General features: G+C 71.3%; 22 protein-coding genes. 6 read left to right on the top strand and 16 right to left on the bottom strand.

Annotation, left to right across the window (positions count from 1 at the left end; genetic code table 11):
• Window positions 1–81 precede the first annotated feature (81 nt).
• A complete protein-coding gene (locus ACZ45E_RS38535; protein WP_468230827.1) occupies window positions 82–801 on the top strand; it encodes a phosphatase PAP2 family protein in 720 nt (239 codons plus the stop codon).
• On the opposite strand, the gene ACZ45E_RS38540 is transcribed toward ACZ45E_RS38535, so the two are convergent.
• From ACZ45E_RS38540 to ACZ45E_RS38550, 3 genes are all read right to left on the bottom strand, one after another.
• Window positions 798–1,016 (bottom strand): hypothetical protein, encoded by a 219-nt coding sequence (locus ACZ45E_RS38540; RefSeq protein ID WP_468230829.1) that lies wholly within the window; start codon window positions 1,014–1,016, stop codon window positions 798–800. The genes ACZ45E_RS38535 and ACZ45E_RS38540 overlap by 4 nt on opposite strands.
• A 68-nt stretch (window positions 1,017–1,084) precedes the next feature.
• Window positions 1,085–2,674, bottom strand: a complete 1,590-nt coding sequence (locus ACZ45E_RS38545) for an FAD-binding oxidoreductase (protein ID WP_468230832.1) — start codon at window positions 2,672–2,674, stop codon at window positions 1,085–1,087.
• Between the two features lie 93 nt (window positions 2,675–2,767).
• Window positions 2,768–2,917: a hypothetical protein gene (locus ACZ45E_RS38550; protein WP_468230835.1), complete on the bottom strand. Its 150-nt coding sequence runs from the start codon at window positions 2,915–2,917 to the stop codon at window positions 2,768–2,770.
• A gap of 118 nt (window positions 2,918–3,035) precedes the next feature.
• On the opposite strand from ACZ45E_RS38550, the gene ACZ45E_RS38555 reads away from it, so the two are divergent.
• Window positions 3,036–3,875, top strand: coding sequence for an SCO4651 family lipoprotein (locus ACZ45E_RS38555; protein WP_468230837.1), 840 nt, complete (start codon window positions 3,036–3,038; stop codon window positions 3,873–3,875).
• A 97-nt stretch (window positions 3,876–3,972) separates the two neighbouring features.
• Window positions 3,973–4,161 carry a hypothetical protein gene (locus ACZ45E_RS38560; RefSeq protein WP_468230839.1) on the top strand — a complete coding sequence of 63 codons (189 nt, stop codon included), beginning with the start codon at window positions 3,973–3,975 and terminating at the stop codon, window positions 4,159–4,161.
• Between the two features lie 40 nt (window positions 4,162–4,201).
• On the opposite strand, the gene ACZ45E_RS38565 is transcribed toward ACZ45E_RS38560, so the two are convergent.
• Window positions 4,202–4,567, bottom strand: coding sequence for a metal-sensitive transcriptional regulator (locus ACZ45E_RS38565; RefSeq protein ID WP_468230841.1), 366 nt, complete (start codon window positions 4,565–4,567; stop codon window positions 4,202–4,204).
• A 200-nt stretch (window positions 4,568–4,767) separates the two neighbouring features.
• On the opposite strand from ACZ45E_RS38565, the gene ACZ45E_RS38570 reads away from it, so the two are divergent.
• Together ACZ45E_RS38570 and ACZ45E_RS38575 are read left to right on the top strand one after the other, a co-directional pair.
• Window positions 4,768–5,388 carry a DUF47 domain-containing protein gene (locus tag ACZ45E_RS38570; protein WP_468230842.1) on the top strand — a complete coding sequence of 207 codons (621 nt, stop codon included), beginning with the start codon at window positions 4,768–4,770 and terminating at the stop codon, window positions 5,386–5,388.
• A 9-nt stretch (window positions 5,389–5,397) separates the two neighbouring features.
• A complete protein-coding gene (locus ACZ45E_RS38575; protein WP_468230845.1) occupies window positions 5,398–6,396 on the top strand; it encodes an inorganic phosphate transporter in 999 nt (332 codons plus the stop codon).
• Window positions 6,397–6,631: 235 nt separating this feature from the next.
• On the opposite strand, the gene pstB is transcribed toward ACZ45E_RS38575, so the two are convergent.
• The 12 genes from pstB to mshD form a co-directional block, all read right to left on the bottom strand.
• Window positions 6,632–7,408: a phosphate ABC transporter ATP-binding protein PstB gene (gene pstB / locus ACZ45E_RS38580; protein WP_468230848.1), complete on the bottom strand. Its 777-nt coding sequence runs from the start codon at window positions 7,406–7,408 to the stop codon at window positions 6,632–6,634.
• Between the two features lie 42 nt (window positions 7,409–7,450).
• The gene (gene pstA, locus ACZ45E_RS38585; protein ID WP_468230851.1) at window positions 7,451–8,527 is read right to left on the bottom strand and encodes a phosphate ABC transporter permease PstA; all 1,077 of its coding nucleotides are present in this window, start codon (window positions 8,525–8,527) and stop codon (window positions 7,451–7,453) included.
• Window positions 8,524–9,531: a phosphate ABC transporter permease subunit PstC gene (gene pstC / locus ACZ45E_RS38590; protein WP_468230854.1), complete on the bottom strand. Its 1,008-nt coding sequence runs from the start codon at window positions 9,529–9,531 to the stop codon at window positions 8,524–8,526. The genes pstA and pstC overlap by 4 nt, the downstream gene beginning before the upstream one ends.
• Window positions 9,532–9,653: 122 nt before the next feature.
• Window positions 9,654–10,781 (bottom strand): phosphate ABC transporter substrate-binding protein PstS, encoded by a 1,128-nt coding sequence (gene pstS / locus ACZ45E_RS38595; RefSeq protein ID WP_468230857.1) that lies wholly within the window; start codon window positions 10,779–10,781, stop codon window positions 9,654–9,656.
• Window positions 10,782–11,007: 226 nt separating this feature from the next.
• Entirely contained in the window at window positions 11,008–11,463 is a 456-nt protein-coding gene (locus ACZ45E_RS38600; protein WP_468230860.1) for an NUDIX hydrolase, read from the bottom strand.
• Window positions 11,433–12,398: a CHAD domain-containing protein gene (locus ACZ45E_RS38605; RefSeq protein ID WP_468230863.1), complete on the bottom strand. Its 966-nt coding sequence runs from the start codon at window positions 12,396–12,398 to the stop codon at window positions 11,433–11,435. The genes ACZ45E_RS38600 and ACZ45E_RS38605 overlap by 31 nt, the downstream gene beginning before the upstream one ends.
• On the bottom strand, window positions 12,379–14,826 hold the full coding sequence (locus tag ACZ45E_RS38610) for an RNA degradosome polyphosphate kinase (protein WP_468230865.1): 2,448 nt from the start codon (window positions 14,824–14,826) through the stop codon (window positions 12,379–12,381). Before ACZ45E_RS38610 ends, ACZ45E_RS38605 begins: the two co-directional genes overlap by 20 nt.
• Window positions 14,827–15,051: 225 nt before the next feature.
• Window positions 15,052–15,996: an ABC transporter permease gene (locus tag ACZ45E_RS38615; protein ID WP_468230868.1), complete on the bottom strand. Its 945-nt coding sequence runs from the start codon at window positions 15,994–15,996 to the stop codon at window positions 15,052–15,054.
• The gene (locus ACZ45E_RS38620; RefSeq protein WP_468230871.1) at window positions 15,993–16,997 is read right to left on the bottom strand and encodes a hypothetical protein; all 1,005 of its coding nucleotides are present in this window, start codon (window positions 16,995–16,997) and stop codon (window positions 15,993–15,995) included. The genes ACZ45E_RS38615 and ACZ45E_RS38620 overlap by 4 nt, the downstream gene beginning before the upstream one ends.
• Window positions 16,994–17,890, bottom strand: coding sequence for an ABC transporter ATP-binding protein (locus ACZ45E_RS38625; protein ID WP_468230874.1), 897 nt, complete (start codon window positions 17,888–17,890; stop codon window positions 16,994–16,996). Before ACZ45E_RS38625 ends, ACZ45E_RS38620 begins: the two co-directional genes overlap by 4 nt.
• Window positions 17,887–18,282, bottom strand: coding sequence for a GntR family transcriptional regulator (locus tag ACZ45E_RS38630; protein ID WP_468230885.1), 396 nt, complete (start codon window positions 18,280–18,282; stop codon window positions 17,887–17,889). The genes ACZ45E_RS38625 and ACZ45E_RS38630 overlap by 4 nt, the downstream gene beginning before the upstream one ends.
• Window positions 18,283–18,398: 116 nt before the next feature.
• Entirely contained in the window at window positions 18,399–19,334 is a 936-nt protein-coding gene (gene mshD, locus ACZ45E_RS38635; protein WP_468230876.1) for a mycothiol synthase, read from the bottom strand.
• Window positions 19,335–19,529: 195 nt separating this feature from the next.
• On the opposite strand from mshD, the gene ACZ45E_RS38640 reads away from it, so the two are divergent.
• Window positions 19,530–21,443 carry a bifunctional metallophosphatase/5'-nucleotidase gene (locus ACZ45E_RS38640; protein ID WP_468230878.1) on the top strand — a complete coding sequence of 638 codons (1,914 nt, stop codon included), beginning with the start codon at window positions 19,530–19,532 and terminating at the stop codon, window positions 21,441–21,443.
• The last annotated feature ends 91 nt before the right edge of the window (window positions 21,444–21,534 follow it).

Below are 21,534 nucleotides of genomic sequence, written 5' to 3' on the forward strand. Positions count from 1 at the left end.
AGGGAGTGGGACCGTGCGTTCCTTTTGCTGAACCGGAAAAAAGACCACGGGGGTGGCTGAAGACGAAGGGGCCGTTGAACCATGGCTGGACTCGAGGCGCTCGAGAGTTCCGGATCAAACCCTGACGTCTCGCTGCTCTACGACATCAACGGGCTGACGCACGACACCCCGGGCTGGTTCGACCGGGCCATGGAGTTCGTCGGCGAGTACGGGATCCTGCTCGGGCTCGTGCTCGTGGTGGTGTGGTGCTGGTGGGGGGCGCGCAAGCGGGGCGCTCTCGACGACGCCGCCTCCTCGGTCGCCGCCGTGGTGTGGGCGCCGCTCGCCGCGGCCGTCGCGGTCCTGGTCAACGTGCCGATCCGGTCCTTCGTCGAGCGGCCACGGCCCTTCAAGGACCACGACGGGCTCACGGTCCTGGTGGACGGCAAGAACGACTTCTCGTTCGTCAGCGACCACGCGACGCTCGCGATGGCCATGGGCGCCGCGCTCTTCGTCGCCAACCGCAGGCTCGGCCTCGCCGGGATCGCCCTCGCCGTGCTCGAAGGGTTCTGCCGGGTCTTCATGGGCGTGCACTACCCGACCGACGTCATCGGCGGGTTCGCGCTCGGCACCGCCGCCGCGCTGCTCCTCTCGCCGCTCGCGTCGGCGCTGCTCACGCCGGTGGCCAGGTCGGTCGGTCGCTCCCGTGTGGCGTGGCTGGTGTGGTCGCCCGGCGCCGCGACCGCGGCTCCGGGTGCGGTGGAGCTCCCCGAGGCCAGGGGTTCGTCGGACTCCGCCACCGAGCGGGATCTGGCCGCCTAGGCTCTGTCGTCGTGGTCCTCGCCGTTCCCTCCGCCGCCGCGGAGCAGGGCGAGGCCGGTGGCGCCCGCGGCCAGGGCGAGGGTGGCGGACAGCGCCGTGAGGGGGCCCGCCTCGGCGTGGGCCGATCCGTCGTCCAGGACGGCGGCCGTGGTGGCGCCCAGAGCGAGGACGACCGCGGTGGCGGCGGTGGCCGCGACTATTCGGGGAGTGTTCATGGGTCCAGCGCACCCCCGCCCCGGGCTCCGGGCCACCCGGGGGAGCGGCGGGTGGCCCATCCGGGCGGCTACAGCGACTGCGGGAAGCTGAAGAAGCCCGACGGGTCGTACTGGCGCTTCACCTTCGTCAGACGGTCGGCCGCGTCACCGTAGTAGGCCCGCTTCCAGCCCGTCAGGGTCGCATCCGTGTAGTTCTGGTACGCCGCTCCCGACGCGTACGGGCCCATCGCGGTGTGGGCCTTTTTCAGCCAGTCGCGGGCCGCTGTCCCGGCGGTGCCGGCCTGCCACGACACGATGTACTGGGCGAGCATCCGCGAGCGGCGGTGGACGAACGCCGTGGCCGTCGGGTCGACCCGGTTGATCGCGCCGCCGAGCGCCGTGAACGCCACCGAGCCCGCGCCCGCCGTCACCGCTTCCAGCTGCTTCAGCAGGGTCCGTACGCCCGCGTCCGAGAGCGAGCGGTCGAAGAAGTCCGAGTGCGCCGCGTACGTCTCGCGTTGCAGGGCGCCCTGCGGGGAGCGGCCGGGGGTGGCGCCCGGCAGATGGCACTGGGCGTCGGAGGAGAACGCCGAGCAGCCTGCGTACACCTCCATCGACTCCTCGTACGAGCGGCGCTTGAGCGACACCGAGGTGGCCGGGCCGGGGCCGCCGGGGCCGTCGGCGAGCCGGTCGACCGCGTTCTGGAGTTCGGTGTAGGTGCCGAGGGAGAAGGCCGCGACCGAGATGGTGGGGCGGCCGCCCGCGGCGTTCGCCACGTGCAGCGACGACCAGATCTCGTCGGGCTGGTCCGGGCCCCACTTCTGCCACGCCTTGAGGACCGTCGCCGCCTTCGACCAGGGCCACGTCATGTACGCGGAGACGCCCTGCGGCGCGGGGTGGGTCTTGAAGCGGAGCTCGGTCACCACGCCGAACTGTCCGTTGCCCGCGCCGCGCAGCGCCCAGAACAGGTCCTTGTTGGTCGAGGAGTCGGCGGTCAGCTCCTTGCCGTCCGCCGTGATCAGCGTGGCCTGGGTCAGGCTGTCGCAGGTCAGGCCGTAGGCCCGGGAGACCACTCCGTGGCCGCCGCCGAGGGTGAGGCCGGAGATGCCGACCGTCGGGCAGGAGCCCGCCGGGATGGTGACGCCCTTGGCGGCGAGCGCGCGGTAGACGTCGATGAGTTTGGCGCCCGCGCCGACCACGGCCCCGCCGCCGGAGACGCGGACCGTCTTCATGCGGGACACGTCGAGGACGAGCCGTCCGTTGCCGGAGGACCAGCCGGCGTAGGAGTGGCCGCCGTTGCGTATCGCGACGGGTATGCGGCGGGCGCGGGCGTACGCGAGGGTCGTCCGCAGGTCGTCGGGGCCGGCGACGTAGGCGACGGCCGTCGGCCGCAGGTCGTCGAAGCGGGTGTTGTAGAGCCGGCTCGCGGCGCTCCACGCCGACTGGCCGGGGCGGGCCAGGGTGCCGTCGAGGTCCCTGGCCAGGGCGGTCAGGTTCGCCGCCGCGCGGACCGTCGTGGAGGCGCTCGCGCCGGTGGAGCGGACCGCGGCCGACGACGAGCCCGACGACAAGCCCGGCGACGCGGGGGGCGACGATGCTCCGTCGCCGGTGGTGCAGGCGGCCGTCACGCCCGCGGTGAGCGCGGCCGCCGAGGCCGATATGAACGTACGCCGCTGCATGCCGTGTCTCCCTCGGCCACCGGATGCTTCCACGGTTACGAGACGAGTCCCGGGAGCGGTGGGTTCCCCCGGGGCCTCTGTGCCGCCTGCCCGTCACAGGTCCCGCACATGGTCCTCCGCGTCGGTACGGGCCCTGCTGCGCGCTCTTCTCGCGGGGCCGCGCCAGCCGCAGGTGCACCGGGCGAGACAGAACCGCCCCTGTTCCGTGACCGTCGTCGCGTGCTCGTGCTGCTGTTGTGCCACCGGGTCACGGTAGCGGGCGGACGTGAACTCCCCGTTCGCGTGACGGGCGTCCCTACTCGTCGTTAACCGGGCATAGCGGGGCCGCATACGCACGGACGGGCTTGGGGGTAGACAAGCGATGGTGGTGCAGCACAGGCGCCCGACGGACAGAGCGGCGGCGGCCGTGGCCGCGGCGGCCCTCATGGCGTGTGCCGCCGGATGCGGCGGCGGAGCCGAGGCGGGCGACGGGGACGCGGATCCGGCCCAGGCCGTGCGCCGGGCGGCCGACCGGCTGGTCCGCGAGGGCAGCTCCGGGGCGCGTACGTCGATGGAGATGGCCAGCGGCGGTACCCGGGTCACCATCCGGGGCGCGGGCGTCTACGACTACCGCAAGGGGCTCGGGGAGCTGAAGGTGCGGCTGCCGCAGGACGCGGCCGGCGCGCAGGAGCACCGGCCCATCACCGAACTCCTCGCCCCCGGCGCCCTCTTCATGAAGAACCGGGGTGCGGGCGTGCCCGCCGACAAGTGGGTGCGGGTCGAGACCGCGTCGCTGTCGGACGGCAACCTGGTCACGGGCGGTGCCACCGATCCGCTCGTCGCGGCCGAACTGCTGCGCGGCGCACGCAAGGTGACGTACGAGGGCGAGAGCGACATCGCGGGCGTACCGACCCGGCACTACCGGGGGGCCGTCGATCTCGCCGCCGCCGCCAGGGCCGCGTCCGCGGGGAGCCGGGGCGCCATCGCCGCGGCGGCGAAAGGGTTCCGCAAGGGGCCGGTGCCGTTCGACGTGTACCTCGACGGCGAAGGGCTCATCCGCAAGATGCGGCACCGGTTCAGCTTCGTCAACACGCAGGAGAAGAAGGACATCGCGGTGGCGTCGACGACCCTGCTGTTCGGGTTCGGGGAGCCCGCGAGCGTCCGGCTGCCGCGCAAGAAGGACATCTTCGCGGGCGAGGTCGCCGAGAAGAACCGGAAATAGGGGCCTGTCGGGGCCGGAAATGGTTCTTCCGTGCCATGCGCGGTCCGCGGGGCGCTCCCTACCCTGGGAAGTCGACCGACGATGGCTGGAAGAGGTGATGAGCGTGGCTCCCGTAGGTACGGCGGTTCAGGACCACGTCGCCCTCGCCGAGATCGAGTTGTGCGGTGAGTTGATCATCGCGGCGTCCGCCGTCCCCGAGGGGCGGCTGGGCGTGGACCGGATCGACGAGGTGCTGCGAGTCGCCGAGGCGCTGCCCGGCGGCCCGAACGGCGAGGACCGAGCCTGAGCTGAGAGACCCCGGGCCCGGTCCCCGCCCGAGGCGTTCCTCAGGTGCGCAGCAGCCGCGCGATCGCCTTCGTGGCCTCCTCGACCTTGGCGTCGATCTCGGCGCCGCCCTTGACCGCCGCGTCGGCGACGCAGTGCCGCAGGTGCTCCTCCAGGAGCTGGAGGGCGAAGGACTGGAGCCCCTTGGTGGAGGCGGAGACCTGCGTGAGTATGTCGATGCAGTAGACGTCTTCCTCGACCATCCGCTGGAGGCCGCGGATCTGGCCCTCGATGCGGCGCAGGCGCTTGAGGTGCTCGTCCTTCTGGTGGTGGTAGCCGTGGATGCCGCGGTCGTGGTCGGTCACGATCTCGTCGGCCGTCGGCGTCGGTGCGGCGGGGGCCGTCGTCTGGCTCGCGTCCGTGGTCATCGTGTCCGACCTCCCGTGGTGGATCCATATACCCCCAGTGGGTATATGGTACCGAACTTTCGGCGGGTCCGGCCGGTTCGCGGGACCCAGTGCTGATCACTGTGCCCGATGGGCGACACTGGGGGAACGCCGGTTAGCCGTGGCCGGATGATGCGCCTAGCATCAGCCTGACCGAATCCAGAGCACCCCGAGGACCCCACGTGCGCTTTCGTCTGACCCCCAGGGAGACGAGCTTCTACGACATGTTCGCCGCGTCAGCGGACAACATCGTCACGGGCTCGAAGCTCCTGATGGAACTGCTCGGCGCGGATTCCTCCGCCCGGGCCGAGATCGCGGAGCGGATGCGGGCAGCGGAACACGCCGGTGACGACGCCACCCACGCGATCTTCCACCAACTGAACTCCTCGTTCATCACGCCGTTCGACCGCGAGGACATCTACAACCTCGCGTCGTCCCTCGACGACATCATGGACTTCATGGAGGAGGCCGTCGACCTGGTCGTCCTCTACCAGGTCGAGGAGCTTCCCAAGGGTGTGGAGCAGCAGGTCGAGGTCCTTGCCCGGGCGGCCGAGCTGACCGCCGAGGCGATGCCGAACCTGCGCACGATGTCGAACCTCACCGAGTACTGGATCGAGGTCAACCGGCTCGAGAACCAGGCCGACCAGGTCCACCGCAAGCTGCTGGCCCAGCTCTTCAACGGCAAGTACGACGCCATGGAAGTGCTGAAGCTGAAGCAGATCGTCGATGTGCTGGAAGAGGCGGCTGACGCCTTCGAGCACGTGGCCAACACGGTGGAGACCATCGCCGTGAAGGAGTCCTGAGGCCGGCTCATGGACACCTTCACCCTGATCGTGACGATCGGCGTCGCGCTCGGATTCACGTACACGAACGGTTTTCACGACTCCGCGAACGCCATCGCCACATCCGTCTCCACCCGTGCGCTGACGCCCCGCGCGGCGCTCGCCATGGCCGCGGTGATGAACCTCGCCGGTGCCTTCCTGGGCAGCGGGGTCGCCAAGACGGTCAGCGAAGGCATCATCGCCACCCCTGAGGGGCAGAAGGGGATGGGCATCCTCTTCTCGGCGCTGGCCGGGGCGATCGTGTGGAACCTCGTCACCTGGTACTTCGGGCTGCCCTCGTCGTCCTCGCACGCCTTGTTCGGCGGCATGGTCGGCGCGGCGATGGCCGGGGGTACGACCGTCTACTGGTCCGGGGTGCTCGACAAGATCGTCATCCCGATGTTCACGTCGCCGGTGATCGGTCTCGTCGTCGGTTACCTCGTGATGACGCTCATCATGTGGCTGTTCCGGCGCTCCAACCCGCACAAGGCCAAGCGCGGATTCCGCATCGCGCAGACCGTCTCGGCGGCGGGCATGGCGCTCGGGCACGGCCTCCAGGACGCGCAGAAGACCATGGGCATCGTCGTCATGGCGCTCGTCATCGGCGGCCACGAGACGTTCGAGGACCCGATCCCGGTCTGGGTCAAGATCGTCTGCGCCGTGATGCTGTCGCTCGGCACGTATGCCGGTGGCTGGCGGATCATGCGCACGCTCGGCCGCAAGATCATCGAGCTGGACCCGCCGCAGGGGTTCGCCGCGGAGACGACGGGGGCCTCGATCATGTTCGGGTCGGCGTTCCTCTTCCACGCGCCGATCTCGACCACGCACGTCATCACCTCGGCGATCATGGGCGTGGGCGCCACGAAGCGGGTCAACGCCGTTCGTTGGGGCGTTGCCAAAAACATCGTGGTCGGATGGTTCATCACGATGCCGGCCGCGGCGCTTGTCGCTGCGGCCAGTTACGGCATCGTCTGGCTGGCGTTCGGCTAGGCCCCGCTCAGGGGCGCGGGTAACCGCGCGGAACCCACTACAAGCCGCGGACGCGACTGCTCGTGACATGAGCAGTCGCGTCCGCGGCTTTCGTCGTGGCTGGGCGCGCGGTTCCCCGCGCCCCTGGGCGGCGCTGATCACCCCGGCGACGTGAGAAGAGAGCCCGCCCCTCCCGGGGCGGGCTCTCCGGCCTCGTGGCGGCACCGCCATGCAGCGCCACGAGGAGTCGGGGTGATCAGCCGAAGCGGCCGGAGATGTAGTCCTCCGTCGCCTGGACCGAGGGGTTGGAGAAGATGCGTTCCGTCTCGTCGATCTCCACGAGCTTGCCGGGCTGGCCGACCGCCGAGAGGTTGAAGAACGCGGTGCGGTCCGAGACACGGGCCGCCTGCTGCATGTTGTGCGTCACGATGACGATCGTGAAGCGCTCCTTCAGCTCGCCGATCAGGTCCTCGATGGCGAGGGTGGAGATCGGGTCGAGCGCCGAGCAGGGCTCGTCCATCAGCAGCACGTCGGGCTCGACCGCGATGGCGCGGGCGATGCACAGGCGCTGCTGCTGACCGCCGGAGAGACCCGAGCCGGGCTTGTTGAGGCGGTCCTTGACCTCGTTCCAGAGGTTGGCGCCCTTGAGGGACTTCTCCACGACGTCGCTCAGCTCGGACTTCTTGTACTGGCCGTTGAGCTTCAGGCCCGCCGCCACGTTGTCGAAGATCGACATGGTGGGGAAGGGGTTGGGGCGCTGGAAGACCATGCCGACGGTGCGGCGCACGGCGACCGGGTCGATGTGCGTGCCGTACAGGTCCTCGTCGTCGAGGAGCACCTTGCCCTCGACGCGGCCGCCGGGGGTGACCTCGTGCATCCGGTTGAGGGTGCGCAGGAAGGTCGACTTGCCGCAGCCGGAGGGGCCGATGAAGGCCGTCACCGAGCGCGGCTCGACCGTCATCGAGATGTCTTCGATCGCCTTGTGGGATCCGTAGTAGGCGGTGAGTCCGCTGACGTCGATTCGCTTGGCCATGGGTTCAGTTCACTTCCGGTTGCGTCGCTACGTAGGGCCGCGTCAGCGACCGGACGTCGGGGCCTTCCAGCGGGCGACGCCGCGGGCCACGAGGTTGAGGATCATGATGAAGGCGATGAGGACCAGGGCCGCGGCCCAGGCACGGTCGAGGGCCGGCTGGTTGCCGCCGCTGCTCGCGTACTGCTGGTAGATGTAGAGCGGCAGCGATGCCTGCGGGCCCTCGAACGGGTTGCCGTTGATCAGCGGGTTGCCGAAGACCAGCAGCAGCACCGGGGCCGTCTCGCCCGCGATGCGGGCGACCGCCAGCATCACGCCGGTCGTGATGCCGCCGAGCGAGGTCGGCAGGACGACCTTGAGGATGGTGCGCCACTTCGGGACGCCGAGGGCGAGGGCGGCCTCGCGCAGCTCGTTCGGGACGAGCTTGAGCATCTCCTCGGTGGAGCGGACCACGACCGGCAGCATCAGGATGGACAGGGCCATCGAGCCGGCGAAGCCGGAGAAGCCGAAGCCGAGGATCAGGATCCAGAAGGACAGGACGAACAGGCCCGCCACGATCGACGGGATGCCCGTCATGACGTCGACGAAGAACGTGACGGCCTTCGCCAGCCTGCCGCGGCCGTACTCCACCAGGTAGATCGCCGTCAGCAGGCCGATCGGGACCGAGATCAGGGTGGCGAGGCCGACCTGTTCCAGGGTGCCGAGGATCGCGTGGTAGATGCCGCCGCCGGGCTGGTAGGCGGTGACGAAGCCCATCGAGTGGGAGAGGAAGTACGGGTCGAGGACCGTCACCCCGCGCTTGACCGTCTCGTAGACGAGGGAGGCGAGCGGGATCACGGCCAGGAGGAAGGCGACCCAGACGACGCTGGTCGCGGTCCTGTCCTTGGCCTGGCGCTTGCCCTCGACCTTGGCGGCGAGCCCGTAGGTGACGAGGACGAAGAGCAGGGCCGCGAGCAGCCCCCACTGGATCTGGCTGTCCAGACCGGCGCCGAGGCCGATCGCGCAGCCCGCGGCGACCGAGCCCAGCGCGATGGCCCAGGGGGACCAGCGGGGCAGGCGCGCGGCGCTGAGGGAGGAGGGGTGCTTCGCGGGCGCCGGGGCGGGCGCTGTGGCGTGGCTCATGCGTTGGCCCCCGAGTACTCCTTGCGGCGGGCGATGATCATGCGGGCCGCGCCGTTGACCAGCAGGGTGATGACGAAGAGGACGAGGCCGGAGGCGATGAGGGCGTCCCGGCCCTGGTCGTTGGCCTCGGAGAACTTCGCGGCGATGTTCTGCGCGAAGGTGCCGCCGCCGGGGTCGAGCAGGCTGGCGTGGATCAGGAAGTCGGGGGAGAGGACCGTGGCGACGGCCATCGTCTCGCCGAGCGCGCGGCCGAGGCCGAGCATCGACGCGGAGATCACTCCGGAGCGGCCGAAGGGGATCACCGACATGCGGATGACCTCCCAGCGGGTGGCGCCGAGCGCGAGGGCCGCCTCCTGGTGCATCAGGGGGGCCTGCCGGAAGACCTCGCGGGAGACGTTGGTGATGATCGGCAGGATCATGATGGCCAGCAGGAGGCCGACGGTGAGCAGGGTGCGGGGGGCGCCGCCCTGCCAGGAGAAGATGCCGGTCCAGCCGAAGTAGTCGTCGAGCCAGCTGAACACGCCGGTCATGTGCGGCACCAGGAAGAGGGCGCCCCACAGGCCGTACACGATGGACGGCACGGCGGCCAGCAGGTCGACGACGTAGGCGATGAGGCCGCTGAGCTTCTTCGGCGCGTAGTGCGTGAGGAAGAGCGCGATGCCGACGGCGACGGGGACCGCGATCAGCATGGCGATGACCGAGGTGACGATCGTGCCGAAGGCGAGGACGGCGATGCCGAAGACGGGCGGGGTCGCGGTCGCGTTCCACTCGAAGGTGGTGAGGAAGTCGCCCTCGTTCTTGGAGAGGACCAGCGAGGCGCGGTAGGCAAGGAAGACCGCGATCGCGGCCATGATCACCAGGAGCAGGATGCCCGAGCCGCGCGAGAGACCGAGGAAGATCCGGTCACCGGGGCGGGTGGCGCCGCGGGCGGTGCGCTTCTGCTGGGCCGGTGTCGGGCGATCGGCGGGCGCGGGTGGCGCGGATGATTGCGTGACGATGTCCATGAATTCTCCGGTCTGCGAAGTCCCTCGTCGCGTACGCGGTTCGGGGCGGGGACCTCTGGCGGCGGTGCACCGGACGGTGCGGGCCGGCCGGGCCCGAGTGGCCCGGCCGGCCCGCACGCGGGTCAGCTGATGCCGGCGACGGTCTCGCGGACCTTGGCGTTGATCTCCGTGGGGATCGGGGCGTAGCCGAGCTCGGCGAGGGCCGCCTGGCCCTCTTCGGAGGCCGTGTAGGTCAGGAAGGACTTGGTGGCGGCCAGGGTGTCCGCCTTGTTGCCCTTGTCGCAGACGATCTCGTACGTGACCAGGGTGATCGGGTAGGCGCCGTCGGCCTTGGTCGCGTAGTTCAGCTCCAGGGCGAGGTCCTTGCCGGTGCCGATGATCTTGGCGTCGGCGATCGCCTTGGAGGCGTTCTCCGTGCTGGCCTTGACGGGGGCGGAGGCGCCCGTGTCGATGGCGACGGTCTTCACACCGTCCTTGGCGTAGGACAGCTCGAAGTAGGAGATGGCGCCGTCGGTCTGCTTGACCTGCTGGGCCAGGCCGGAGGAGCCCTGCGCGGACTGGCCGCCCTTGGCCTGCCAGGCCTTGCCGCCCTCGTACTTCCAGTCGCTCGCGGCGGTGGCCTTGAGGTACTTGGTGAAGTTGTCCGTGGTGCCGGACTCGTCGGAGCGGTGGTACGCCTGGATCTTGGTGGACGGCAGCTTCGCGCCGGGGTTGAGCTTCGCGATCGCCTGGTCGTTCCACTTCGTGATCTTCGAGTCGAAGATCTTGGCGAGGGTCGGCGCGTCCAGGACGAGGTTGTCGACGCCCGAGACGTTGTAGGCGACGGCGATCGGGCCGCCGACCATCGGGAGGTCGATGCCCTGGCCGGACTTGCAGACCTTCTTCGAGGCGGTGACCTCTTCCGGCTTGAGCGCGGAGTCGGAACCGGCGAAGGCGACCTGGCCCTCGTTGAACGCGGTGACGCCCGCGCCCGAACCGTCGGGCTTGTAGTTGATCTGCACGCCCGAGCAGGCCCCCGAGTACGCCTGGCGCCAGGCGTCGATCGCGTTGGCCTGGGCCGAGGAGCCGCTGCCCAGGAGCTGGCCCTTGGCGTCGTCGCACTTGATGTTGCCGGCCTTGGCCGTCGAGCTGGAACCGCTGCCCGCGCCGCTGGTGTCGTCGGAGCCGCACGCCGTGAGGGCCAGGGCGCCGGAGACGGCGAGAGCGCCGAGAGAGAGGGCGCGGAGCCGGTTCTTGCGCTGAAGCTTCACCTTCGGATGTTCCTTCCAGGAGCCGCCGGCCTCTTGTACGTCTGCGGCGGCGTGCGGAGTCTGCGGATGTTTCCAAGCCTGTCTTCGGACGGTGGGGAGGCCCGCTGTCGCGGGGGCTCACCGTCTACGGCTGAAATTAGGCAGAACAGGTGAAGCGACCGATGGCCGTGAGTGAACGGAGGGTGAACCTAAGCGGGCGGTGCGGTTAGGTAACGGAGTGATTACGTCAGGTCGTGTGCAGGGCGGCGAGAAGGGCGTCGACGAGCTTGCGGTCGCGGACCTGCGTCAGCCGGTCGCGGGCCGTCGCCGGCGGGAGCCACAGGACGCGGTCGACCTCGTCGTTCGGCGTGAACGTGCCCGACGTGGCCTCCGCCGCCCAGTACTCGACCGTCTTGGGCCGGCCGCCCACGAGGTAACGCACCGTGGGCAGCGTGGCCCCGGGGACGCACTCCTGGCCGGTTTCCTCCCGTACCTCGCGCAGGGCGCCGCCCAGCGCGCTCTCCCCGCGCTTCAGCTTGCCCTTCGGGTGCGACCAGTCGTCGTACTTGGGCCGGTGGACGAGGCAGAGTTCCAGGCCGTCGTCGAGCACCGAGCGGCGCCACAGGACGCAGCCCGCCGCGCGGATCGTGTTCGTCTCGTCGTGATGCACGGTCACGGAGTTCCCACCGCCTCCCGTCGCCATGCCTGCCGGAACGCGGTCCTGGCGGCTTCCACCTCGTGGCGCTGATCGGCGTGGAGCACGCCCAGGGCGTACGCCGTCGCCGGGGCGATGCGCGGGGTGCGGGCCGCGTGCGCCGCCGCGCCGGCCGCCTCGGCGGCGTCCCGGTGCGTGTTCAGGGCGTGCGCCGCCTCGTTCTCGTGCCCGCGTACGCCGCCGGGGAGGCCGTCGACGGTGACCTCCTGGGCGTACCGGTGCAGGCGCAGCAGCAGGCGTACGTGGTGCCAGGGCGTGTCGGCGTCCGGGTTGTAGGGGTGCCCGGTGTGGTGCAGGGCGGCGACCGCCTCGGCGAGCCGGGCCCCGGCCGCCGCGGCGAGATCCGTCAGCTCCGGGTCCGCGCCGCGCAGCGGGACCTCGCTGGCGAGTACGGCGACGCTGTCCGCCACCGCGTGGAACCGGGACGAGCCGAGGGCGCCCAGCGCGGTGCTGTGGGCGCGCGTCTTGGCGAGGGTCAGCTGGCGGTCCAGCAGGGCCGCCGCCTTGGCCGCGCCGAGGGTGAGGGTCTCCCGCGCGGGGGGCGCCGCCCGCTCCGCCCGCGGCGCCGGCGGCTGGGCTCGGCCGTGTACGGCGGTGAGCCGGTGCAGCGCCTCGTTCAGCCGTCGCAGCCGGTCCGCGTACGCGTGCTCCTGCGCCAGCGTGCCCGACAGCCACGCCAGTTCGGGGCGGAGCCCGTCCGACCAGTCGGCGTCGAGGAGCGGGCGGAACGTGTGCAGCGTGCCGCTGATGCGGCGGGCGGCGCGGCGCAGGGCGCGGGCCGCACCCGCCGTCTCCTCGGCCGTGCCGCTCTCGCGGTGCTGCCGCAGCGCGCGCAGGAACTCGGTCGCCTGCGCCCGCAGGTAGCAGGCGAGGACGGAGTCCGCGGTGCGGGCCGGACCGGGTTCAAGGTGTCGCTGTGCCACGCCGGCGCCTCCGGGCGTCTATGAGCATCTCCTGTACGTTGCGCAGCGGCCGCCCGGCGGGGTCCTGACTGTCCGTCGCGAACCGGGTCCAGTTGCCGTCCGGGCCCAGGCGCCAGGAGGCGGTGCTGTCGGACATCCCCGTTTCGAGCAGCCGGCTGAGGGCCGCGCGGTGGGCCGGGTCCTCGACGCGGACCAGGGCCTCTATGCGGCGGTCGAGGTTGCGGTGCATCATGTCGGCGCTGCCGATCCACACCTCCGGCTCGCCGCCGTTGCCGAAGGCGAAGACGCGGGAGTGCTCCAGGAAGCGGCCGAGGACCGAGCGGACCCGGATGTTCTCGGACAGGCCCGTGACGCCGGGCCGGACCGCGCAGATCCCGCGCACCCACACGTCCACCTGCACGCCTGCCTGTGACGCCCGGTACAGGGCGTCGATGATGGCCTCGTCGACCATCGAGTTGACCTTGACGCGGACGTACGCGGGGCGGCCCGCACGGTGGTGCTGTACCTCCTTCTCGATCCGCGTGATCAGCCCCGTACGCAGGGACTTGGGGGCGACGAGCAGGCGGCGGTAGGTCTCGCGGCGCGAGTAGCCGGAGAGCCGGTTGAAGAGGTCGGAGAGGTCGGCGCCGACTTCCTGGTTGGCCGTCAGCAGGCCCAGGTCCTCGTAGAGGCGGGCCGTCTTGGGGTGGTAGTTGCCGGTGCCGACGTGCGAGTAGCGGACGAGCTGGTCGCCCTCCTGGCGCACGACGAGGGAGAGCTTGCAGTGCGTCTTCAGGCCGACGAGCCCGTAGACGACATGGCAGCCGGACTCCTCCAGCTTCCGCGCCCACTTGATGTTGGCCTGCTCGTCGAAGCGCGCCTTGATCTCCACCAGGACGAGGACCTGCTTGCCGGACTCGGCCGCGTCTATCAGCGCGTCCACGATCGGGGAGTCGCCCGACGTCCGGTACAGCGTCTGCTTGATGGCGAGGACGTCCGGGTCGTTGGCCGCCTGCTCCAGGAAGGCCTGGACGGAGGTGGAGAAGCTGTCGTACGGGTGGTGCAGCAGGACGTCGTGGGTGCGCAGGGCGGCGAAGACGTCGGGCGCCGAGGCCGACTCGACCTCGGCGAGGTCGCGGTGGGTACCCGCGACGAACTTCGGGTACTTCAGCTCGGGCCGGTCCAGACCCGCGATCGAGAAGAGGCCCGTCAGGTCCAGGGGGCCCGGCAGCGGGTACACCTCGGCCTCGCTGACCTTCAACTCCCTCACGAGCAGGCTGAGTACCTCGGAGTCGATGGTCTCCTCGACCTCAAGGCGCACCGGCGGCCCGAAGCGGCGCCGCATCAGCTCCTTCTCCAGCGCCTTGAGGAGGTTCTCGGTGTCGTCCTCCTCGACCTCCAGGTCCTCGTTCCGCGTGACGCGGAACATGTGGTGCTCCTCGATCGTCATGCCGGGGAACAGCTCGCCCAGGTGCCGGGGCGCGGAGATGACGTCCTCGATGGGGACGTAGCGCTGCGGGGCGGCCTCCAGGAAGCGGGAGAGCAGGGGCGGGACCTTGACGCGGGCGAAGTGGCGGTGGCCGGAGACGGGGTTGCTGACGACCACCGCGAGGTTGAGGGAGAGCCCCGAGATGTACGGGAACGGGTGCGCGGGGTCGACGGCCAGCGGCGTCAGCACCGGGAAGATCTGCTGCATGAACAGGGTGTAGAGCCGGGCCTGTTCCTTCTCGGTCAGCTCGTTCCAGCGCACCACGTGGACGCCCTCGTCGGCCAGTGACGGGGCGACCTCGTCCTGGTAGCAGGCGGCGTGCCGGGCCATGAGCTCGCGGGAACGGTTCCAGATCAGCTCCAGGACCTCCCGGGGCTGGAGCCCGGAGGCCGAGCGGGTGGCCACGCCGGTCGCGATGCGCCGCTTGAGTCCTGCCACGCGGACCATGAAGAACTCGTCGAGGTTCGAGGCGAAGATCGCCAGGAAGTTGGCCCGTTCCAGGAGCGGGGTGCTCGGGTCCTCGGCCAGCTCCAGGACCCGCTCGTTGAACGCCAGCCAGCTGCGCTCGCGGTCCAGGAAGCGGCCCTGCGGCAGCTCCGCGTCCGCCTGGTACGCGTACTCGGCCTCGTAGTCGTCGGGGTCCGCGTCGATGTCGGCCACGATCCCGGCGAGCTTCGCGGCCGCCCGGTCGTACTCACCGCCCGCCACCGGCTGGGGGCGGTGCGCGGCGAGCGAGCCCACGGACGGCTGGGGCTGCGGGGCCACGGGGGCCGCAGCGGTCGCGGTCGGGTCCTGTGCGGCGTTCGGCTGACTCATGGCCCCATTCTTCCGCGTGGGGGCCGTCTTGGGCGCGCTGGGCAGATCGGAGACCGCGGGCGCGAGACGGAGCCGGCCCTGGGGGGCGGGCCCCGGCTCCGGCTCCGGCGGGGCCTTCGACGGTTCGGACGCGGGGGGCTGCATCCCGCGAGCCTCGCAAGCCCTTCTGAATCGCCGGTTACGGCGACATGACGTACGGGCTATGGGCGGGTGGCTCCGCGGATCGGGCGCCCTTCCCCGGGCCGCCCGGCCCCAGGAGGGGGCCGCCGGTGAGAAACGCGTATCCCGATCCCGCCCACTGGACGACGCGGTGCAGACGCGGGGCGGCCCACAGCCGTGCGGCCGGGCGGGGACGGAGGGCGGGGGCGGTCATGAGGCGACTCGCTTCTTCAGGACGCGGAACGCGAGGAACGTGAGGCCGGCGGCGAGCGCCAGCACGATTCCCGTCTCGACCAGCTGGAGCGGCCAGAAGTACGAGGCGGGGTGGAACTCCCGGTAGAAGCCGACGATGTCGTGGTCGGCCAGACACTGCTGATTGTCGACGCACAGCGGATCGGAGATGTGCGCGCCCGTGGACGTGAGCGCTCCTTCGCCGATCAGCTCGCCGGTGAACCCCCGGTAGCCCTGCTCGACCGAGCCGACGACGGAGCGGGTGGCCCACAGGTGCGGGCGCAGCGCGCTGAGGCACTCCGACAGCAGCAGTATCAACAGGGCGGCGAAGCCCGCCGCGGGCAGCGTCCTGCGCTGGAGGAGGGCCACGAGCGCGCCGCCCGCCAGGCCCAGCAGGGGCAGTGCGACGACGGTCGTCCCCAGGACGCCGAAGGACCCGCCCGCGTACCAGAGGTTGTCGCTGAGAGCGGGCGCGGCCGCGACGACCGCGCGCCGCAGGAGGGCCAGCAGACCGGTGCCGGCCGTGAGGAAGAGCGCGGGCACCGCGAGCTTGGCGGTCAGCCAGCGGGCCGGGGAGACGGACTGGGTCCACGCCAACCGGGCCGTGCCGCTCTCCAGTTCGCGGCCGATGAGGATGCCGCCGGTGAACACTGCGGCGCACAGGGGCACGACGGACAGGGAGAAATCGACGAGGGCGAGCGAGCGGTGGTACAGCGTCGCGGTGGAGCCGGTCGCTTCGCAGGCGCTCATGCTGTCGGCGGCGCAGCCCCCGGCGAGGTCGAGCCCGCTCGTCCCCGGTCCCCACAGCCACAGCAGTACGACCGTCGCCAGGGCGACGTACGCGATCCACAGCCACAGGGCGACCCGGTGCAGGCGCAGCACCGTCCAGGTGAGGCCCGTGGGGCGGGCGAGTGCGGTGCTCACGCGGAGTCCCCCTTCGTGATGCCCGCGGCGCGGCGGGGCTGGTACCGGCGCAGCACCAGGAACGCGGCGACGACGGCGAGTGCGGTGAGGCCGAGCAGGATGCCGGTCTCGGCGAGCTGGCGGGGCCAGTAGTCGGGGGAGGGCAGGTAGTGCCGGGTGAAGCCGGTGATGTGGTGCTGGTCGAGGCACTTCAGGTCCTGGTAGCAGCCGGGGTCGCGGACCTCGGCGCCGCCGGAGGTGAGGGCCTTGCTGTGGACCGGGAGCTCGGGCTGCTGGTAAGTCCCCTGGAAGGGCCAGGAGTTGCCGCGGACCGCGCCGACCAGGTACTGGCCGACGCCGGCCACGGCGATCGCGGGCAGCGTGCGGCGCAGCACCAGCGCGGCGAGGACGCCGAGCGCCAGGCCGAACAGCGCGTCGGCCACGGTCGCCGGGCCCACCGAGAAGGCGAAGGCGCGCGGTCCGATACCGGCGATCAGGAGGTGGTTGTGGGCGTCCCACACCCCGCGGTACAGGAGGACGACGAGGCCGGTGCCGACGGTGACGAGCAGCGCGGGCACGGCCAGCTTGGTGGCGAGCCAGCGGGTGGGCGACACCGACTGGGTCCACGCCAGCCGCACGGTCCCCGACTCCAGTTCACGCCCGATCAGCGGGCCCGCCGCGAAGACGGCGATGGCGATCGCGGCGATCCGGGTCAAGGTCTGCGGCTCGTAGAAGAGGGAGTCGAAGGAGCGGCCCAGCAACGGGAAGTAGACGGACCGGCCGTTCCAGCCGTTCTCCTGGGCTCCGGAGTAGCCGAACCTGTCGAACGCCTTCTGCGCGGCGGACGCTCCCGGCCCCCACAGCCACAGCAGCAGGGCGGCGCTGATCGCGACGTACGCCCCCCAGACGTACAGGGCGCCGCGGTGCAGTCGCAGCACCGTCCACACCAGGCCGTCCGGGCCCGGGAGGGTGCGCCGGACCTCGGTGCGGGGCGCGGGCGCGCGCAGGGTCGGCGTGCTCATGCGGACACCGCCCGGCCGGTCGTGCGGGCGGTGGTGCCCGGGGTGAGCAGGGGCGGGGCGTCGGGGGAGCGCAGGTGGGCCAGGAGCAGCTCCTCCAGGGAGGGTTCCTGGACCTGCCAGCCGTCGCCCAGCGCCCCGTCGCGGCGGATCAGCGCGGTGATGCCGCGGCCCGAGGCGCGGGACTCGACGACCGTATGACCGGTCAGGTCGCCGCGCCCGGTGACCAGGCTGTGCGCGCCGACGAGGTCGTCGATGCTGCCGCCGAGCCGGACCCGGCCGCCGCCCAGGAGCAGCAGGTGGTCGCAGGCGTCGGCCAGCTCGGCCACGATGTGCGAGGAGACCAGCACGGTCGTGCCGTGCTCGGCGGCGTCGGCCATCAGGGTGCCCATGAGCTCGTGCCGGGCGAGCGGGTCGAGGTCGGCCATCGGCTCGTCGAGCAGCATCAGCTCGGGCCGCTTGCCGAGGGCCAGGGCGAGGGCGACACGGGTGCGCTGGCCGCCGGAGAGCGAGCGGACCCGGGACTTCGGGTCGAGGGCGCCCTGCTCGACGATCTTCGCCGCGTAGGCCGCGTCCCAGCGGCCGGGGTTCAGCTCGGCGCCCATGCGCAGCGTGTCGGCGATGGACAGCTGGGGGTGCAGGGGCTTGTCCTGGGAGAGGTAGGCGACCTTCGCGCGGTGTTCGCCGGGGGCGCCGCCCAGGACCTCTATCCGGCCCGAGGTGGGCCGCATCAGGCCGGCGGCGATCGCCAGCAGGGTCGACTTGCCCGCTCCGTTGGGGCCGACGAGAGCGCTGATCCGGCCCGTGGGCAGGCGGAACGAGCAGTCGTCGAGGGCGGCGGCACCGCGCCGTCCGTACCGCTTGACGAGGCCGGTCGCCTCGATGGCCGTGCTCATGCTGTCCCCTTGCCGGTGGTGCTGAAGTGTGCTTCCAACGCGCTGCCGAACAGGGCCGCCACGTCCTCGCGGTCGAGCCCTGCCTCCTTCGCCCGTCTCGCCCAGTCGTCGAGCTCCGCCCGCAGGGGCGAGTCGGCCGGCGCGGATCCCAGGGATCTGCGGACGAACGTGCCCAGCCCGCGGCGGGCCTCGACGAGCCCCGCCCGCTCCAGCTCGCGGTACGCCTTGAGCACGGTGTTCGGGTTGATGGCCGTCGCCTCGACCACCTCGCGGGCGGTGGGCAGCTTGTCGCCGGGTTCGAGCATGCCCATGCGCAGGGCCTGCTCGGTCTGATGGACGATCTGGAGATAGGTGGCGACGCCGCTGTGGCGGTCGATCCGGAACTCCATCACGTACTCACGCTCGGCCACTGGCGTACCCCCCTTTCACTAATCAAGTAGTGAAAGGGTGATGCAAGAGAGGGGGCGGCGTCAAGTGACACCGCCCCCTCGATGTTCCTCAGGGTTGCTCAGGACTCGGTTCGGTACATCAGATCCGTCTCGTGCGTCGTGAAGCCCAGCCGCTCGTACACGCTGACCGCCGCCTTGTTGTCGGCGTCGACGTACAGCATCGCCGTCGGCAGTCCGGCCGCCGCCAGATGGCGCAGGCCCGTCGTGGTGAGCGCCTTGCCGAGGCCGCCGCCCTGCCTGCCGGGCGCGACCCCCACCACGTACACCTCGCCGAGCCCCTCCTCGGCGTGCGCCTTCGTCCAGTGGAAGCCGACCAGCTCGTCCTTGCTGAACGCGAGGAAGAACCCCGCCGGGTCGAACCACGGCTCGGCCTTGCGGTCGTCCAGGTCGCGCTGGGTCAGTGAGCCCTGCTCGGGGTGGTGCGAGAACGCCGCCGCGTTCACCGCGAGCCAGGCCGCGTCGTCCTGACCGGGGACGAAGGTGCGGATGCGGACGCCCGCGGGCAGTACGGGATCGGGCAGGTCCAGGCCGGTCAGCGGCCGCCGCATCTGCCGCAGCTCCCGGAACAGGGACAGGCCGAGCACCTGCGCGAGGTGGCGCGCCGCGCCGTGCCCGCCGTGCGCCCACACCCGCAGCCGCTTCCCGGAGGCGGCCAGCAGCGCAGCGCCGAGCGCCCGCCCGTGCCCGCGGCCACGGTGCGCCGGGTGCACGACCAGCTCGGCGGCCGGCGCCTCGACCGGGTCGGTCGCCTCCAGCTGCGCGTACCCGAGCAGTTCCCCGCCGGAGCTGAGCAGCAGATGGTGCACGCCGTCGCGCTCCCCGCCGCGCAGTCGGAGCCGCCCCTGCTCCGACACGGCCTGCTGTCCGTCGGCGCGGGCGGCGTCGGCAAGGAGCGCGAGCACGGCGGTGGACTGCGCGTCGGAGAGGGCGGAGAGGGTGTCGATCTGGCGTCCCTGGAGGGCCGGATCGCTGGCGGGGGCAGGGTCGGTCGTCATGGGGACGAGGGTACGGCGCACCCCCGGCCGGGCGGCGGCAACCAGCTCGTAAGCAGGGGGGAGGAGCGTACGGCGCACCCCCGGCCGAGCGGCGGCAACCAGCTCGTAACCGGCAACCCCCTGTTGCGCTACGCGCGTTGACTCTAGGCTTCCGGCTGTCACAGCAGCAGCCACATTCCGGTTCCAGGGGGACGTATGCCCGCCACGCCGCACGAACTCAGACCAGGATCTCGCCCCCTCCGCCGCCGTGCCAAGGCCGCGCTCGGGGCCGTCGCCACCCTCGCCACCGCCGGTGCGCTGATCGCCGCGCTGCCCGCGGGCGCCGCCCACGGCAGCCACGGCGGCGGACCCCACGGCCAGGGCCGCTACCAGGACGTACAGCTGCTCTCCTTCAACGACTTCCACGGGAACCTGGAGCCACCGGCCGGCTCGTCCGGGCAGGTCACGGAGAAGCAGGCCGACGGCACCACGAAGCAGGTCGACGCGGGCGGCGTGGAGTACCTGGCCACGTCCCTGCGCACCGCCCGCAAGGGCCACCCGTACAGCGTGACGGCGGCCGCCGGTGACCTGATCGGCGCGAGCCCCCTGCTGTCGGGCCTCTTCCACGACGAGCCGACCGTCGAGGCGATGAACAAGCTCGACCTGGACGTGACCGGCGTCGGCAACCACGAGTTCGACGAGGGCGCCACCGAACTGGCCCGCGTCCAGAACGGCGGCTGCCACCCCAAGGACGGCTGTTACGAGGACGGCCGCACGTTCAAGGGCGCGGACTACCCCTACCTCGCCGCGAACGTGACGGACGAGAAGACCGGCAAGCCGGTCCTCAAGCCCTACTGGGTGTGGAAGAACAAGGGCGTGAAGGTCGGCTTCATCGGCGTCACGCTGGAGGGCACGCCGAACATCGTGTCCGCCGACGGCGTCAAGGGCCTGAAGTTCCACGACGAGATCGAGACCGTCAACAAGTACGCGAAGATCCTCGACAAGCAGGGCGTGAAGTCGATCGTCGCCCTCATCCACGAGGGCGGGGTGCCGGCCTCGTCCTCGTACAACTACGACTGCGACGCCGCGGGCGCGGGCTCCGGCGTCTCGGGCCCGATCGTCGACATCGCCAAGGGCATCACGCCGAAGGTCGACGCGCTGGTCACCGGCCATACGCACAACGCGTACGTGTGCACGATCCCGGACCCGTCCGGCAAGCCGCGCATGGTCACGTCGGCGGCCTCCTACGGGAAGCTCTACACGGACACCACGCTCACCTACGACCGCCGCACCAAGGACATCGTCCGTACCGCGGTGAAGGCGCCGGGATCGTCGAAGTCGTCGAAGTCGTCGGGGTCGTCGGAGGCGTCGGAGTCGTCGGAGTTTCCGAAGTCGCCGGTCTCGGTGAACCATGTCGTGACGCGCACCCAGCCCAAGGCGCCCGACATGACCGCGCTGCTCGGCAAGTGGAACAAGCTCGCCGCGCCCGTCTCGAACCAGGCCGTCGGTTACATATCGGCCGACATCGCAGGGCGTGGCGCGGGCCGGCCGGAGGAGCCGCTCGGCGACCTCATCGCGGACGCGCAGCTGGCCCACGCCAAGACCCTCGACCCGAAGGCGTCGCTGGCGCTGATGAACCCGGGCGGCGTCCGCTCCGACCTGGTGTTCAAGGCGAGCGGGAGCGAGGGCGACGGGGTCGTGACGTACGGCGAGGCGTTCACCGTGCAGCCCTTCAGCAACACGGTCAACCTCGCCGACCTCACCGGCGCCCAGCTGATCACGGCGCTCCAGCAGCAGGTCAGCGGCTCCAACGAGGCGTCCCCGAAGATCCTCCAGCCGTCGGCCGGGCTGACGTACACGCTCGACATGACGAAGACCGGCGCGGCCCGCGTCGTCGTCGACTCGATCAGGCTCGACGGCGCGGCGATCGACCCGGCCGCCACCTACCGCGTCGCGATGAACTCCTTCCTCGCGGGCGGCGGCGACGGCTTCGCGGCGCTCGGACAGGGCAAGAACCCGCTGGTCGGCGCGGACGACCTGAAGGCGTTCAACGACTACCTGACCGCCAACTCCTCGGCGGCGAACCCGATCGCGCCGCCGAAGGCGGACCGCATCACGATCGTGAACTAGGTGTATTGCCCTGTGAGGTTGGGGACGCGGCTGGCGGGTGGTTTGCCTGCGAGTGCGGTGTGTCCGCGGTGGTGATTGTAGGTGTGGAGCC

The organism is Streptomyces sp. NPDC030991 (assembly GCF_055571235.1).